This is a genomic window from Rhodobacter capsulatus (assembly GCF_005144475.1).
Taxonomy (GTDB): Bacteria; Pseudomonadota; Alphaproteobacteria; order Rhodobacterales; family Rhodobacteraceae; genus Rhodobacter; species Rhodobacter capsulatus_C.
On sequence record NZ_SWJZ01000038.1, the window covers coordinates 29,503 to 45,006 of the forward strand.

The window sequence follows — 15,504 nt, forward strand, 5'->3', positions numbered from 1 at the left end:
ACTTACACCTTTTTCACGTTCTTGGCCGAAGCCTGGATCGCCTCATATTGCCCATGCGGGCGGAAACGCCAGAGGTAATCGGGCAGCACCGCCGCCATCGGCGTCGGCGTGAAGCCCAGATCGGCGAAAGTCTTCGCGGATTTGCCCACCACATTGTGACGGCCGAGGTTCTTCAGCTGGTCGGTGGTCAGGATGCGGTTGGTGATCAGCCCGCCGGTCAGCCATTGCACGGTATCGCCCAGCGCCGCGGTGGTGCGGGCGACGACATGCGGCAGGCCGATGACGATGTTCTTGCGCCCGATCACGCTCAGCATCAGCTTCATGATGTCTTCGAAGGTCTCGACATCGGGGCCGCCCAGTTCATAGACCCCCTCGGCCTCGCCCAGGATGCCCTGCACCGCGGCGGCGGCGACGTCATCGACATAGACGGGCTGGAATTTCGTCAAAGGCGCGGTGATCGGCAGGAACGGGCCGAATTTCGCCATCGCGGCGAAGCGGTTGAAGAACCCGTCCTCGGTCCCGAAGATCACCGAGGGGCGCAGGATCACCGCCTTGGGGAAGGATTTCAGCACCGCAAGCTCGCCCCAGCCCTTGGTGCGGGAATAGGCGCTGTCCGATTCGTTGTCGGCGCCGATCGCGGAGATGTGAACAAGCTTCGCGACGCCCAGCTCGGCGGCGATGCGGGCGATCCGCCCGGCGCCATCGGCCTGCACGTCCATGAAGGTGTTGCGGCCTTCGTTGACCAGGATGCCGACGCAGTTCACCACCGCATCCGCGCCCTGCATCGCCAGACGCACCGAGGCATCGTCGCGGATGTTGCAGAAAACCGGTTCGACCTGACCCACGGCGCCATAGGGTTTGACGAACAGCGCCTCGTTCGGACGGCGCACGGCGACGCGGACGCGCCAGCCCTCTTTCGCCATGCGTCGGGCAATGTAACGCCCCACGAATCCCGAACCGCCGTAGATGGTGACAAGCTTCGACATCGTTTCCGTCCTCATTGCATACCGTCGTGCACTGATTTAGCCGCAGGACCCCGGTCAAACAAGCCCTGCGTGGTCAGAGGGTAGGGCATCTGACAGGTCGGTCAAATTTTTCTTGCGGACCCCTGTTGACACTCCCCGCGGGCCCGGCTAAACCCCGGCTCACGAAGACGCCCAGATGGCGGAATTGGTAGACGCGCTGGTTTCAGGTACCAGTGCCGCAAGGCGTGGAGGTTCGAGTCCTCTTCTGGGCACCATTCCTACGGCAAGCCGTGCAATCTCAATGAGATGCACGGCTTTCTGTTTTTCTGCGCCCGGCTGTCGTGCAGTGGATCGCGGCGGATCCCGAGCGCAGGTCACCCTGCCTTTCCAAAGATGGTTTCGACCGGCTCTGTCGGCTGCGAAAAGACCGTTGCGGGCCGCAGGACGGGGCCGACTGCCGCCCCCGATCGACCGGCCGCAAGGTCCCGACGCAAGCCCCCGCGCGACGCCGCGCCCGCAACGCAGACTGCCCCCTGGGCGTGTCAAACTGGGCGTGTCAGACGGCCATGCCGATCCGACCTCTTCCAAGGTCCGGGCCGAGGCTCATGCCCCCTGTCCTGCCGTTCAGGGCCTGTCGGCAACCGGTCGATCCGGTTGCGCGACGGCGGCGCTTACTTGCCCAGTTCCGGCCAGACGCAGTCGATCCCGAAGGCAGTGCAGAAGCGCTCGTAATCCGGCTGCATGATGTGAAACAGCCGGTCATAGGTCGCCTGCGAGATGTCCTTCAGGGTCGACTTGTTGCTGTGCTTGATCTCGACGAAGCTGTCGTTCCAGATCGGATCGACGCCGACATGTTCGAACATCCGCCGCACCGTCGTTTTCGGATCGTTGCGCAGTTGCGTGTTGTCGATCACCAGCAGCCGGTCGCCGAAGATGCCCGCGTAGCGTTGCGCCTTGGCCATGTACAGGCTGAAGCCGATGATATGCATGTAGTTGCTTTGAATCGCGCCGATGCCCGGCATCATCCTGGCAAGGTCGCGGTTGAAGAACATGTCCGGGGTCATGTCCAGCAGCGCGGGCACCTTGTTCACCACCTGCAGGTGCCGGAAATGCGAGATCGCGCGCTCGACCGGGTTGCGGGTGATCAGGATCAGCTTGCCCTTCGGGTTGTAGCGGTCGATCAGCCGCGGCAGCAACGGGGTGTTGCAGGCATCGAAATAGGTCGGGCTGGCATCGACATAATGCTGCCCGGCGGGCAGGCCCTCGAAATGGCGGTGATACCAGTCGTCGCCTTCCGCATAGTTCAGCGAGAAATAGTGGATTTCCTTCTGCGTGCCGGAATGGATCTGCGGATGTTCGGTCAGGATGCGGTGCAAGGCGGTGGTCCCGCCCTTCATCGTGCCGATGATGAAGATGTCGGGCCGGTTGATGATCTGGGTCATGCTTCTATTGCCTTAAACTGCCACGGCGACATTGACGGCCCGGGGGCCGGTCTGCCCCCCGGCGGCCGGGAGACCGTGCTTGAGGAGAGAGGGCGCAGCGGTTTCTGCGCGGGGCGAGTGCGGAAAAGCCGCGAGAGGGGTCATGCTTTTCCCGTTCCCGTCAGGCCGAACTGCACCGCCAGCTCGGCAATGTAGTCGGCGGCCTTTTGCTGTTGCGCGGCGCCAAGCCCGTGCCGGGTCAGGATGTCGCGCTGCACCGCTTCGATCTCGGCCAGTTGCCTGGCGTCGAAATTCGAGATCGTGACGCTGTTCTGATGCCGCCGGTGGATGTTCTTCGAGGCGGTGTTGAAGGCGATCCCGCCCCGTTCCAGCAGCCACAGATAGACCAGCCAGTCACCGACGAAGCGCACCGATTCCAGCTCGGCGCGATGCTCGCTCAGAACCGCGCGCAGCGCCCCGGCCGCCATCACCACCCCCGAGGCATTCGGGATCGTGTTCTTCAGATAGAGCACCTCGGAGATTTCCTCGGCGCCGTCGCGGCAATAGTTCTGCGCCCAATGCGTCGGGCTGATCTTGTCGGTGTAGTAGCGGTAATTCGCCGCCAGCGGCGTGCCGTTCTCGTCGATCTGCGCCGAGTCGGTATAGGACAGCACCGTCCCCGGTTTCTCGAAGCCGCGCATCGCGGTGGTCAGGAAATCGGGCTCGGCCAGATCGTCGGCCTCGGCGATCCAGACGTAATCGCCCTGCGTCAGCTCCAGCCCCTTGATCCATTGCCGGAACACGTTGCCCGAATTGACCGCGTTCGGGACGATGCGGATCGGCCGTCCGCAGCGCGCGGCAAAGGCGCGGATGCGCTCCAGGCTGTCGTCGGTGGAGCGGTCGTCAAGCACGATGATTTCGTAGATCGGGAAATCCTGCGCCAGAACCGACTGCAGCCGGTCCTCGATGTAGCGGCCATAGTTGTAGTTCGGCACGACCACCGAGACCCGCGGCACATGCCGCCCCGAAAGCCGCAGCAGATCCAGCGTGTATTTGGTGAAATCGGCCTCGGCCTCGATGTAGTCGCGCGCCGCCGTCACCATCTGCCCGCGCCGCTCGGGGTGGTCGATCAGGCTTTCGACGGCCCGGGCCATCCCGGCCGGGTCCTGACCGCCGACGGCCAGCGCCAGACCGCGCTCGGCCAGCACTTCGCAGCCGGTGGTGCCCGAGAACATCACGCAGGGCAGACGGGCCGCCATCGCCTCCAGCACGACCGAGGGGAAGGGATCCTCGCGCGAGGACAGCAGGAACACGTCCGAGGCGGCATAGAAGGGAACCGGATCCTGTTGCCGGCCCAGGAAGCGCATGTGCTCGGCCACGCCCAGTTCGCGGGCCAGCGCCTCGATCTGCATCTGGAAGGGGACGTCGGCATGGCCGATCCAGATGCCCTGCACCTTGCGTCCGACCTCGCGCAGCCGCGCCAGCGCGCGCACGAACAGATCGCCGCCCTTGCGGTGATCGACATAGCCCACGCCCAGAAGCAGCGTCGTGTCGGCGTCGAGGCCCAGTTCGGCGCGCAGCCGGGCGCGATGCTGCGCCAGCGCGTCCGAGGAAGCCAGCTCGTGCAGGTAAAGCCCCTGCGGCCGGACCTGCGCCTGCGCCAGCGCGCGGCCCAGATAGGCTTCGAATTGCGCCTGCACCAGCGGCGCCGGGAAGACGATCTGATCTGCATGATCGGCCGCCAGCGTCATCTGATGACGCAGGCCCATCTGATCATAGACCGAGGCCATCTCGTGGATCAGCGCCACGGTGCGATAGCCCGCCTCGCGCAGCATCGGCAGGATCTCGGCGCTGACGGTGGTGTTGACGATCGCCACCTGCGCATCTTCGGTGCGCAGCCGCCGCAGCAGGCGGATGCTGTTCTCGCCCGCCAGCGCCGGATCGTCGAGCACGACGACCTGCGCATATTGCGCATATTGCGTCACCATCTGCCCGCCCTGCAGCAGGAGGATCGTCACCTTGAAGCCGTTTTGCGCGTAGTTCCGCGCCAGGTTCAACAACAGGATCTGCGCCCCGTGCGGATGCGCGTCATGGCCGACCAGCGTCACCATCCGCGGCACTTCGACCGGGTTCAGCGCCGCCCGCGAGGCGTCCAGATAGGCATAGCCATATTTCGTGTCGGGCTCGAGATGCGCGCCCTCGGCCCATTCGTTCCAGGCATTGACGAAGATCACCCGCTCGTCGGGGGTGCGGGCATCGGCCAGCGTCCGGGTGACGGCGTTTTCCAGCCAGACCCGATACTCGGCCGGGTTCGAATTGGCAAAGATCGCGCCCTTGTTCTTGCGCCGCGCGGTGTTGTCCCAGGACGGGCAGACCGAGCGGTAAAGCTTGTAGTCGGGCATCGGATAATTGCGCGAGCGTTCGACATAGGACCGCCAGTCATAGATGATGCCCTCAAACTCGGGCGAGAGCCCCGGCACGCGGTCGGTCAGATTGTCGGGCGCATAGTTGTTGGGCGGGAATTCCACCGCCGCATCAAAGCCGTATTCCGCCGGATCGACGGTTTCGAAGCTTTGCGGATAGGCCAGATAGATCTCGCCGACGCCGTTCTTGCGGCACCAGTCGCGCCAGCGCGCCGAGGTCTCGGCGACGTTCGGCATCAGGCTGGGCCGATACAGCAGGATCAGCGGCTTGCCGTCGATGCGGATATAGCGCGGATCGCGCAGATAGGGCGCCAGCTCGATGATGAAATCCAGATCGTCTTCGGGGCTGTGGTTTTGCGAGATCAGCAGCTCCTGATCCAGCCCGTCCCAGCGCCGCGACCAGTTCTCGTTCGCCCAGCAGATGCAAAAGGGGAAATCGAGATCGGGGGTGTCCAGCCAGTTCCGCACCGGCTTTTCCAGAAGCCGCTTGCCGCCGAACCAGTACCAGTAGAAGCAGAAGCCGCCGATGCCGTAAAGCTGCGCCAGCTCGATCTGCTTGCGCTGCACATCGGTATCCAGAAGGTTGTACTGGCCCAGTTCCGGCACCGGCTCATGCGGCTGGTGATGACCGGGGAATTGCGGTTGCGCCGGGCCGACATTCGTCCATTCGGTGAAGCCCTTGCCCCACCAGGCGTCGTTTTCCGCGATGGCGTGGAACTGCGGCAGGTAAAAGGCGATCAGCCGCGCCTTCGGATGGCTCAGATCGGTGGTCGGACGGCGGGGCACGAAGGTGTTCGTCTCGGCGATCAGAACCGGCGCGGGCGGCATCGGTTCGGGCGCCACCGGGGCGGGGGCTGCGGGCGCGGGCACCGCTTCGGCGGCGACCGGTTGCACCGGGTCCGCGGCGGCGACGGGCGCCGCGACGGGCATAGCGACGGGCATCGCGACCGGGGCGGGGGGCACGGGCTGGGCCACCGGCTGGAACTGCGCCTGTTGCCGCTGGATCGCCTGCAGCTGCGCCGCGACCGCCTCGCGTTCGCGTTTCGCCTCTTGCCAAGCCTGATAGAACTGTGTGCTGCCCAGAAGGAAGCCGGTCTTGCTCAGCACCTTGTCCTTGAAGCGCAGCTTGCGCGCCATCGGCACCGGCAGGTAATGCCAGACGAACCGCGCCGTCGCCGAGGCCGAGCGGCGGCTGTTGCGATGGATCCAGCGCGCGCCGGTCACCACCACCCGCATCGGCGCGGTGATCCGCCACGAGGTGCTGGAGCGCAGCATCGCGATCGTCGTCTCGTGCTGGGCGATCACCCGGTCCAGATGCGCGATGTGGTGATAAAGCGCCTGCATCTGCACATGGTTCTGCTCGCGCTCGCCGATCAGCTGCGTGTCGCGTTCATGCAGCAGCGCCTGCACATGCGCCAGCTCTCCGGCGCGGGCCTGCAGTTGCTGCAAAATGTCGGTGCGGTCGGCCAGGGTCTGGTCCAGCCGCAGGCTCCGCTCGGTCAGCTGGCCGCGGGTTTCGGTCAGTTGCCCATGCGCCTCGGCCAGATGTTCGCGCGTCTGCGACAGCTGCCCGCGGGTCTGGGTCAGCTGGCCCAGCGTCTCGGTCAGCTGGCTCCGGGTCTCGATCAGCTCTCCGTGGGTCTCGCTCAGGTGCTCGCGGGTCTCGACCAGCTGGCCGGAGGTGTCGGAAAGTTTCGTGCGGGTCTGGCTCAGCTCCTCGCGGGTGCCGGTCAGCTGCGCGAAGGTCTCGGACAGCTTCGTGCGGGTGCCGGTCAGCTCTTCGCGGGTTTCGGTCAGCAGCCCGCGCGTCTCGGTCAGCAGGCCGCGGGTTTCCGACAGCTGACCGCGGGTATCCAGCAACTGCTCGCGGGTGTCGGTCAGCTGGTCGAAGGTTTCGGTGAATTTCCCGCGGGTTTCGATCAGCTCCTCGCGGGTGCCGGTCAGCGCCGCCCGGGTTTCGGTCAGCAGCCCGTGGGTTCCGGCCAGCTGGTCGCGGGTTTCCGACAGCTGCGCCGAGGTGTCGGACAGCTTGACGCGGGTTTCGGTCAGCGCGTCACGGGTTTCGATCAGCCGGTCCTGGGTCTCGGTCAGCTGGTCGCGGGTTTCGGTCAGCCGCCCGCGGGTTTCGGTCAGCTCCTCGCGGGTGCCGGCCAGATGCTGATGGACGTCGCCAAGGCGGGTTTCGACCGCCAGCCGTTCGCCCCGTTCGGTGTCCAGAGCCCCGGACACCGCCGCCAGCTGCGCGGTCGTCTCGGCCTTGTCGGCGGCGGCTTCGGTCAGCGCCTGTTCGGCCGTGTTCAGCCGGGACGCCAGATCGTCGCGCTCCGCTTGCAGATGCTCGATCTGCGTCTGGCTGGCCGCCAGCTTCGCCTCGAGATCGGCCAGACGCAGCATCAGATCCTGTTCCAGCTGCCAGCGTTCGGTCTCGATGCGGCTGCGTTCCGCCAGACCGGCCTCCAGCTTCGCCCGGGCCTGCGACAGCTGTTCTTCGAGCTGGGCGATGCGGGTCTGCGTCGCCTCATCCTGGACGGTCCGCTCGGCAGAGCTTTCCTCAAGCCGCTTCGTGGCATCGTCAAGACGCTGCTGCAGCATCTGGCCAGTGTTGCCAAGTTCCGCCAGCCGCGCATTCAGGGCGTTGATCTCGGTGACCTTTTCGCTCAGCAGGCTTTGCGCCTGCATCAGCTCTTCGGTCCGCATCCGCACCGCATTCTCGCGTTCCGCCAGCCGCGCGCTCAGATCCGAGATGAAGGACTCGTTCTTGCGGTTCAGCTCGGCAACGGTGCTGTGCAGCTCCCAGATGCCGCCGACATTGCGGGTCATGTCCTCGTACCGGACCTGCAGGTCGAGATGCTCGGTCTCAAGCGTGCGCAGCGTCGTCTGCACCTGCGCCAGCAGCCGGTCGGCCTCGCGCTGGGTCGGCAGCGTCAGGCGCTCCATCTCGTCGAGCTGCGCGCGCAGCCCGTCGAAGCGCTCCATCACCTCGGCCTTGTTCGGATCGGCGCAAAGATCGGCCAGCGCGCGGTAGATCGTCAGCGCCATCCCCGAGGTGAAATCGATCGCTGCAAGCGTGTCGATTTCGCCCTGATGGTGGCGGTGCTCCTCGGAGATGAAGGAATCCGCCTCTTCGGCGATCTCGTCGATCCGGCCCAGACGCTCCAGCCCGAGATCCCGGCTGAGCCGTTCCGTCTCGGTCGCCCAGTCCGCCATCAGGCCCGCATAATCGACGAAGCTGCGCCGCAGGCCGCGGCTGAACAGTTCGGCATCCAGCACATGGCGCATCCAGAGCAGCACGCCGCGCCGCAGCGGAATCCGGTCGCGGCTTTCCAGCGACCGCGCCACGTCCAGCGGGTTGCGATAAGGCAGGATGACGCGGGTTTCGAACCCTTCCTCGGACAGCGCGTCAAGGATCGGCTGCGCCAGTCGGCAGACCCGCGGTTCCTTGAGCACCAGACTGTAGCGGCTGCCCTTTTCCGTCCGCAGCCAGCCGCGCAGGTCGCTGCGATAGGCCGCCAGGACATCTTCGGGCACGGCCTCGAGATCGACATGCGACCAGTCGGACCAGGCGCTGCCGATCTTCGTCAGGAAGTCCTCGTTGAGCGTGTTCAGAACGAGGGGCTCCCAATGGCCGGTCGGGTTGCTCTCGTTCGCGCCGATCAGCTCGGCGGGCAGGGCATAGCCCGCGATGTTCAGCAGGCGGCTGAGCATGCTGGTGCCGGAGCGGTGCATGCCAAGCACAAGCAGGCAGATCGGCGTCGTGCTTTGGGCCTTGCGCTTGCGTCCTGCCGAAGACGTGCTTGCCGGAGAGCTGCTTGCCTGCACGGGCCGACGCGACGTGGAGGCTTTTACCGGACTTGCAGCGTTTCCGACATTCTTTGGCCCAAGGTTTTTCATGCTTTGCCTTTGCTGTAATTCCGATATTCGGGCGTGCGGCAACTGTGTCCGGCTGAAAATCGGGTGTAACGGGACCGGGCACGCCGTCAAGTCTGTTTGCGTCATTGCAGCGCCGTTCCGCGCTGCTTGCCCTGAGTTTCAGCGTTCCGAGAGGATTTTGCGGTGGTGACGATGCAACAGGATCATCCCCAGCGCGCCGATCAGCAGCGAAACCCCGTAGACGTAGGTTTCGGAAACATAGACCGCGTCATAAGTGTCATAAATGCCCTTGCGCATCATCATGACGACATGGGTCGGCGGCACCAGCAGGCTGATGATCCGCACCGGTTCGGGCATGTTGTCGATCAGGAACAGCACCCCCGCCACCAGGAACATCGGCCGGTTCAGCACCGCCCAGACCATCTGCCAGGCCGGAAAGGTGCTCATCAGATAGCAGTTCAGCAATCCGACCGCGGTGCCCAGCGCGATGAGCATGCCCCAGGCGCGGCCAAGCGCCAGGAAATCGAGGTTGATCTGGCTGTGCTGCATGGCGATGGCGACGGCGATGACGATGGCGAAGACCTGCAGCTGCGTCAGCGTCGTCAGGATCAGCCGCGCCGCGATCGCGTCGATGTAGGTCACGCTTGGATAGGCCAGCAACGCCTTGGAAAAGCGGATCGACATCGCGACGTTGATCGAGATCGCGTTGTAGGCGGTCAGCGTCAGATACCCGCTGGCGTAGAACAGGATGAAGCTCTGCCCCAGCGGCGGCTTGTGCACGATCATCGAGAACACCACCGAAAGCAGCGCGATGGCCGCCACTGGTTCCGCGACGGTCCAGAAATAGCCGCCGATGGACTTGCCGTAGGTCGTCGTCATCTCGCGCAGGATCAGCGCGAAGACGGCGCGGGCGCCGATCAGCCTGCCCCGGTTGGTCCGGACGGAAACTGCGGCTTTTGCCATGGAAACGGGCCTCCGAGGGGGGGTTCAGCGAGAATTTCCTAGTGCTTTTTTGCTTGCAATGCGAGGGACAAATAACCATGAGTTGCGTCACCTCGATGGCGCGACGGGAGTAAGGGCGATTAACAAGCAGCTGTCGGAAGCGGCCGATGCCGCGGTCAAACGCGCACCGAAGCCGATCCCAAATCCGGCTGCGGCAAGGCCGCGGTTCCGGCACAAGGTTCTGTTGTCCAGCTTTGTCCTGGGCGTCGTCGCCCCGACCGTTCTGGCCGTCGTCTATCTGTATCTGATCGCCGCCGATCAATATGCCTCGAAGGTGGGCTTCACCGTCCATTCCGAAGACATGAGTTCCGCCGGTGCGCTGCTGGGCGGGCTGTCGATGCTGACGCAAAGCAGCTCCTCGGATGCCGAGGTGGTCTACGAATTCATCCAGAGCCGCACCCTGGTCGAGCGGATCAACCGCAAGATCGATCTGGCGCAGGTGTTTTCGCGTCCCGCCTTCGATCCGGTCTTCACTTATGACCCCGACGGCACGATCGAGGATCTGGTCGACTACTGGCAGCGGATGGTGCGGATTTCCTATGCCTCGAACAGCGGCCTGATCGAAGTCGAGAGCCGCGCCTTCACCCGCGAGGATGCCCTGGCGATCGCCCGCGAGATCGTCGCGGAATCGACCGCGGTGATCAACGAGATGTCGGCGATCGCCCGCGAGGATGCCACCCGCTACGCGCGCGAAGAACTGGCCGTGGCGATCGAGCGGCTGAAACAGGCGCGCGAGGAACGCACCCGGTTCCGCTCGAAGACCCGGCTGATCGATCCGGCGGCGGATGTGCAGGGGCAGATGGGGCTGATGACCTCGCTCGAGCAGCAGCTGGCGCAGGCCTATATCGACCTGAACCTGACGCTGGAAACCTCCTCGGGCGACGATCCGCGGGTGTCGCAGTCGCGCCGCCGCATCGACGTGATCCAGACGCTGATCGAACAGGAAAAAAGCAAGTTCGGCATGGGGGACACGGAAAACCCCGATGTGGAATCGACCGAGGATTACCCGACGCTGATGGCCGAATACGAACGGCTGAGCGTCGATGTCGAATATGCGAATTCGGCCTATCTGGCGGCGATGGCCTCGCTCGATTCGGCCAAGGCCGAGGCGCAGCGGCAAAGCCGCTATCTGGCCAGCTACACGACGCCCTCGATGGCCGAGGCCTCGACCTATCCGCGGCGCGGTCTGATTGCCGGGCTGACGGCGGTGTTCCTGACGCTGGCCTGGTCGATCTGCGTCCTGATCTTCTACAGTCTGCGCGACAGGCGCTGAGCCGATGATCGAGCTGCGGAGCCTGAACAAGACCTTCCGGCTGAACGGGGTGTCGAAAACGGTCGCGCGCGACATCAACTTCGTCTTTCCGACGGGCGAGGCGGTGGCGCTTCTGGGCGGCAATGGCGCGGGCAAATCCACCATGCTCAGCATGATCGCGGGCACGGTCGAGCCGGACAGCGGCGAGGTGCTTTCGGACGGGTCGGTGTCCTGGCCGATCGGCTTTGCCGGCAGCTTTCACGGCGATCTGACCGGGGCGCAGAACGTGCGCTTCATCGCCCGGGTCTACGGCATCGACACCGACGAGGCGATCCGCTTCTGCCGCGACTTCGCCGATCTGGGCCAGCATTTCCACCTGCCGACGCGGACCTATTCCTCGGGGATGCGGTCCCGGCTGGCCTTTGCCATGTCGATGGCCGTGCCCTTCGACACCTATCTGATCGACGAGGTGATGTCGGTCGGCGACACCTCGTTCAAGTCGAAGTGCCAATCCTTCATGCAGGAGCGGCTGAAGACCTCGAGCGCGATCATCGTCTCGCACCAGTTCGGGGAACTCAAGCGGCTCTGCGCCTCGGGGGTCTATCTGGAGGGCGGGCAGCTTTATTACTACCCCGAGGTCGGCCAGGCGATCGAGCATTACCAGAAGGCGATGCAGCGCAACGCCGCCCGGACGCCCGGCGGCGTCTGAGATCCGTTGCCGATCCGCGGTCCCGGGCGCGCGCCGCTGTGCGGGCATCTTTACCTTCCCGCGGGAAAGCTGGGGCCGTTCATCACCCGCGGAGATCACCATGGCCGATCAAACCCCGCTTCTGGGGCTGCCCCTCCTCCTGCCGTCGCAGGCGCAAAAGCATGTCACCCACAACGAGGCGCTGAGCCTGCTCGATGCGATCGTGCAGCTTGCGGTGCTGGACCGGACGCTGACGGTGCCGCCCGCCTCGCCGCAGACCGGCGACCGCCACATCGTCGCCGCGGGCGGGGCGGCGGCCTGGACCGGGCAGGACGGGGCGGTAGCGCTCTGGACCGGCAGCGGCTGGCTCTTCGCGGTGCCGCAGCCGGGCTGGACGGCGCGGGATCTGTCCGACGGGGCGTTGCTGATGTTCGACGGCAGCGCCTGGGGGCTGGCGCCGGTCGAGACCGACAACCTGCCCGGGCTGGGCATCAATACCAGCCATGACGCCACGAACCGGCTGGCGGTCCAGGCCGCGGCGACGCTGCTCAGTCACGAGGGCGCGGGGCATCAGCTGAAGCTCAACAAGGCGCTGCCCACCGATACCGCAAGCCTGCTGTTCCAGACCTCCTGGTCGGGCCGGGCCGAGATGGGCACGACGGGCAGCGACAGTTTCGCGATCAAGGTCAGCGCCGATGGCACGGCCTGGAAGACCGCGTTCAGCTTTGCCGGAGCGACGGGGCTGGTGTCGGGCCTGGCGGTGCAGCAGTCGCGGACCGATGTGACGGCGGGGCGGCTGATGCGGGCGGATTGGGGCTACGGGCCGGGCAATCTGCTGGGCACGGTGGCGCAAAGCGCGGGCGTGCCGACGGGGGCGGTGCTGGAGCGCGGCACCACCACGAACGGCGACTACATCCGTTTCGCCGATGGCACGCAGATCTGTTTCGCGCAGCGCTCGCTCGGCTCGATCATCGCGCAGGGCGCGGGGTCCTTTGCCGCGCCCTACAGGACCGCCGATGTCAGCTGGACCTACCCCAAGGTCTTCGTCGCCGCGCCGGTGGTGATCTGCCGCGGCGTGGCGCCGACCGGCCTGACCCAGGACCGGCGCAGCTGCGCGGGTTGCGTCGGCGATCTGGATGCCACGGCGGCGGCGGGCATCCATGTCGTGCGGCTGGGCGGTGCGGCCAATGCCGATGTCTTCAAGGCCGATCTGATCGCCCTCGGCCGCTGGGTCTAAAGCCGTCGCAGCAGCGCCCCGGCATAAAGGGAAAGCTGCCCGCGCAGGCCTTGCCGGTAAAAGCCCGCGCGGCGGATCGCGGCAAGGCTTTGCAGCGGCGGCAGGGCGCGGGCCTGTTCAAAGGCGCTCAGCAGGGCGCGGTTTTCCGGCGTCAGCAGATCCTCGATCGTGCGCAGCGCGGCGATGTTGCGTTTGCACCAGTCGGAAAACCGCCCCGTCACCAGCATATGCGCCCGCATCAGCGTGGCCAGCGCGCCGCGGTTCGCGCCGATCACATTGCCCTCGTGCTGACGATAAAGCAGATGCGGCGTGTTGTCGAAGATCACCCGGCCGCCGATGCCGGTGATCACCTGATAGATCCACCAGTCATGGATCACCGTATCGGTGGTGCGCAGGGCGGCGGCACGGATCGCCTCGGCCCCGGCGCGGTTGAGCACCATCGTATTGCCGCCCGCGATGTTCTGCACCAAAGCATGCGCAAAAGAGGCGGGCCGGGGGGCGCCGCGAGAGAGCCGGTGCCCGGTCAGGTCCTCGTTCACCTCGAAGGAGCGGCCGCAGTAAAGCGCCGGTTGCCCGTCGGGCAAAGGCGCCAGCGCCGCCGCCGCGACCTGCAGTTTTTCCGGCAGCCAGACATCGTCCTGATCGGAAATCGCCCAAAGATCGGTTTCGACCGGCAGGCGCAGCAGCGACAGGAAATTCTGCGCCGCCCCGGCCCGCGGCCCGGCCCGCAGCGTGACGGCGATCTCGGGATGGGCGGCGGCCCAGTCGGTCAGCACCTGCACCGTCGCATCGGTCGAGCCGTCATCGCTGACGATCAGCCTTGCGGGCACAAGACTTTGCGCGGCGAAACTGTCGAGCTGCGGCACCAGCCGGGTTGCCCCGTTCCAGGTCGCCATCAGGATCGTGACCGAGGCCACCGCCCCTCACCCTTCCAGCAGCTTGCGCAGATAATCGCCGTAATCGTTCTTGCCGAACAGCTTCGCCCGGGCGCGCAGGCCCTCGGCATCGATCCAGCCGCGTTCAAAGGCGATCTCGTCCGGGCTGCCGGTCTGCAGGCCCTGCCGTTTTTCCAGCGTGCGGACGAAATTGCCCGCATCCAGCAGGCTGCCATGCGTGCCGGTATCAAGCCAGGCATAGCCGCGGCCCATCGGACAGACCCGCAGGCTGCCCTCGGCCAGATACATTTCCAGAAGCGTGACGATTTCCAGCTCGCCCCGCGCCGAGGGCGTGACCTTGCGGGCGCGTTCGGGGGCGCTGCCATCGAGGAAGTAAAGCCCGGTCACCGCAAAGTTCGACGGCGGCACCGGCGGTTTTTCGATGATCGCCCGGACCTTGCCCTCGGTGTCGAAATCCACCACACCATAGCGTTCCGGATCGGCGACGCGATAGCCGAAGACGGTGCCGCCGGTCGCATGGGCATCGGCCTCGGCCAGCAGCGCCGAAAGCCCGTGGCCGAAAAAGATGTTGTCGCCCAGCACCATCGCCGAGGGGGCGCCGTCCAGGAATTCCTCGGCCAGGATATAGGCCTGCGCCAGACCGTCGGGCGAGGGCTGCGCGATATAGGTCAGGCTGAGACCCCATTGCGAACCGTCGCCCAGCGTGCGCTTGAACTGCTCCTGATCGATCGGCGTGGTGATGATCGCGATCTCGCGGATCCCCGCCAGCATCAGCACCGAGAGCGGATAATAGACCATCGGCTTGTCATAGATCGGCAGAAGCTGCTTCGAGACGCCGATGGTGATCGGATAAAGCCGCGTGCCCGAGCCCCCGGCCAGAATGATACCCTTGCGTGTCGTCATTTCAAATCTCCAGTTCTTTCAAAACTTTGGAAAGACCGACCTGCCAGTCGGGCGGGGCGATGCCGAAATCGCGCGTCAGCGCCGTGCAGTCCATCCGGCTGTTGAGCGGGCGCAGCGCAGGCGTCGGATAGGCCGCGGTCGGAATGCCCGTCACCGCCACCTTGCGCCCGGCCCGGGCAAAGATCTCGCGGGCGAAATCGGCCCAGCTGACCCAGGGGCTGCCGCCGAAATGATAGGTGCCGCCGGGCTGTCCGGCGACCATCTTCTGCGCCATGATGACCAGCGCCGCCGCGATGTCGGCCGCGGGGGTCGGACCGCCGATCTGGTCTTCGACCACGTTCAGCGCGTCGCGGCTCTCGCTCAGCCGCAGCATGGTCTTCACGAAATTCGCCCCATGCGCGGAAAACACCCAGGAGGTGCGCAGGATCGCCGCAGCGCCGCCCGCCGCGCGGACGCCCTGTTCCCCGGCCAGCTTGCTGCGGCCATAGGCATTTTGCGGCGCCACCGGATCGGTCTCGACCCAGGGCGCGCTGCCCGCGCCGGAAAAGACGTAATCGGTCGAGACATGCAGGAAGGGGATGCCCCTTGCCGCCGCCGCCCGGGCCATCGCCGCGGGGGCATCGCCATTCACCACCGTCGCCGCGGCTTCCTCGGCCTCGGCCTTGTCCACCGCGGTCCAGGCGGCGGCATTGATCACCGCCGCGGCGTCGCTGTCGCGGATCGCGGCCGCGCAGGCCTCGGGATCGGCAAGATCGGCCTGCTCGCGTCCCAGAAACACGGCCTGCGGCAGCTGGCGTTGCAATTCTGTCGCGACCTGACCCGTCCGACCAAACACGAGAACCTTCAT

11 protein-coding genes and 1 tRNA gene are annotated in these 15,504 nt (G+C 65.8%); 5 read left to right on the top strand and 7 right to left on the bottom strand.

The window, feature by feature from the left end; all coding sequences use genetic code 11:
- Positions 1–2: 2 nt before the first annotated feature.
- A complete protein-coding gene (locus tag FBT96_RS09980; protein ID WP_136906213.1) occupies positions 3–986 on the bottom strand; it encodes a complex I NDUFA9 subunit family protein in 984 nt (327 codons plus the stop codon).
- A gap of 169 nt (positions 987–1,155) precedes the next feature.
- Here FBT96_RS09980 and FBT96_RS09985 point away from each other — a divergent pair.
- Positions 1,156–1,240, top strand: a tRNA-Leu gene (locus FBT96_RS09985).
- Between the two features lie 396 nt (positions 1,241–1,636).
- Here FBT96_RS09985 and FBT96_RS09990 read toward each other — a convergent pair.
- Together FBT96_RS09990 and FBT96_RS21630 are read right to left on the bottom strand one after the other, a co-directional pair.
- Positions 1,637–2,407, bottom strand: coding sequence for a sulfotransferase family protein (locus tag FBT96_RS09990; protein ID WP_136906215.1), 771 nt, complete (start codon positions 2,405–2,407; stop codon positions 1,637–1,639).
- Between the two features lie 140 nt (positions 2,408–2,547).
- Positions 2,548–6,153, bottom strand: coding sequence for a glycoside hydrolase family 99-like domain-containing protein (locus FBT96_RS21630; RefSeq protein ID WP_394347668.1), 3,606 nt, complete (start codon positions 6,151–6,153; stop codon positions 2,548–2,550).
- 201 nt (positions 6,154–6,354) lie between these two features.
- Between FBT96_RS21630 and FBT96_RS21635 the strand changes: the two genes are divergently transcribed.
- Positions 6,355–8,718 carry a hypothetical protein gene (locus FBT96_RS21635; protein WP_394347669.1) on the top strand — a complete coding sequence of 788 codons (2,364 nt, stop codon included), beginning with the start codon at positions 6,355–6,357 and terminating at the stop codon, positions 8,716–8,718.
- 120 nt (positions 8,719–8,838) lie between these two features.
- Here FBT96_RS21635 and FBT96_RS10000 read toward each other — a convergent pair whose 3' ends face one another.
- Positions 8,839–9,642, bottom strand: coding sequence for an ABC transporter permease (locus tag FBT96_RS10000; RefSeq protein ID WP_136906219.1), 804 nt, complete (start codon positions 9,640–9,642; stop codon positions 8,839–8,841).
- 223 nt (positions 9,643–9,865) lie between these two features.
- On the opposite strand from FBT96_RS10000, the gene FBT96_RS10005 reads away from it, so the two are divergent.
- The 3 genes from FBT96_RS10005 to FBT96_RS10015 all read left to right on the top strand — a co-directional run bounded on the left by FBT96_RS10005 (position 9,866) and on the right by FBT96_RS10015 (position 12,858).
- Positions 9,866–10,954: a sugar transporter gene (locus FBT96_RS10005; protein WP_249306419.1), complete on the top strand. Its 1,089-nt coding sequence runs from the start codon at positions 9,866–9,868 to the stop codon at positions 10,952–10,954.
- Between the two features lie 4 nt (positions 10,955–10,958).
- Complete coding sequence (locus tag FBT96_RS10010; protein WP_136906223.1) at positions 10,959–11,642, top strand: ABC transporter ATP-binding protein; 684 nt, start codon at positions 10,959–10,961, stop codon at positions 11,640–11,642.
- A 100-nt stretch (positions 11,643–11,742) separates the two neighbouring features.
- On the top strand, positions 11,743–12,858 hold the full coding sequence (locus tag FBT96_RS10015; RefSeq protein WP_136906225.1) for a DUF2793 domain-containing protein: 1,116 nt from the start codon (positions 11,743–11,745) through the stop codon (positions 12,856–12,858).
- On the opposite strand, the gene FBT96_RS10020 is transcribed toward FBT96_RS10015, so the two are convergent.
- Genes FBT96_RS10020 through rfbD form a run of 3 tightly spaced genes read right to left on the bottom strand, consistent with a single transcriptional unit; the run spans position 12,855 to position 15,504 of the window.
- Entirely contained in the window at positions 12,855–13,775 is a 921-nt protein-coding gene (locus FBT96_RS10020) for a glycosyltransferase (protein ID WP_249306421.1), read from the bottom strand. The genes FBT96_RS10015 and FBT96_RS10020 overlap by 4 nt on opposite strands.
- Positions 13,776–13,781: 6 nt before the next feature.
- The gene (gene rfbA / locus FBT96_RS10025; RefSeq protein WP_136906227.1) at positions 13,782–14,657 is read right to left on the bottom strand and encodes a glucose-1-phosphate thymidylyltransferase RfbA; all 876 of its coding nucleotides are present in this window, start codon (positions 14,655–14,657) and stop codon (positions 13,782–13,784) included.
- Position 14,658: 1 nt separating this feature from the next.
- The gene (rfbD, locus tag FBT96_RS10030; RefSeq protein ID WP_136906229.1) at positions 14,659–15,504 is read right to left on the bottom strand and encodes a dTDP-4-dehydrorhamnose reductase; all 846 of its coding nucleotides are present in this window, start codon (positions 15,502–15,504) and stop codon (positions 14,659–14,661) included.

Coding starts and splice junctions, on each gene's coding strand:
- rfbD (WP_136906229.1), bottom strand. CDS start 15,504: ATGAAGGTTCTCGTGTTTGGTCGGACGGGTCAGGTCGCGACAGAATTG.
- FBT96_RS09990 (WP_136906215.1), bottom strand. CDS start 2,407: ATGACCCAGATCATCAACCGGCCCGACATCTTCATCATCGGCACGATG.
- rfbA (WP_136906227.1), bottom strand. CDS start 14,657: ATGACGACACGCAAGGGTATCATTCTGGCCGGGGGCTCGGGCACGCGG.
- FBT96_RS21635 (WP_394347669.1), top strand. CDS start 6,355: ATGTTCGCGCGTCTGCGACAGCTGCCCGCGGGTCTGGGTCAGCTGGCC.
- FBT96_RS10015 (WP_136906225.1), top strand. CDS start 11,743: ATGGCCGATCAAACCCCGCTTCTGGGGCTGCCCCTCCTCCTGCCGTCG.
- FBT96_RS10000 (WP_136906219.1), bottom strand. CDS start 9,642: ATGGCAAAAGCCGCAGTTTCCGTCCGGACCAACCGGGGCAGGCTGATC.
- FBT96_RS21630 (WP_394347668.1), bottom strand. CDS start 6,153: ATGCAGGCGCTTTATCACCACATCGCGCATCTGGACCGGGTGATCGCC.
- FBT96_RS09980 (WP_136906213.1), bottom strand. CDS start 986: ATGTCGAAGCTTGTCACCATCTACGGCGGTTCGGGATTCGTGGGGCGT.
- FBT96_RS10010 (WP_136906223.1), top strand. CDS start 10,959: ATGATCGAGCTGCGGAGCCTGAACAAGACCTTCCGGCTGAACGGGGTG.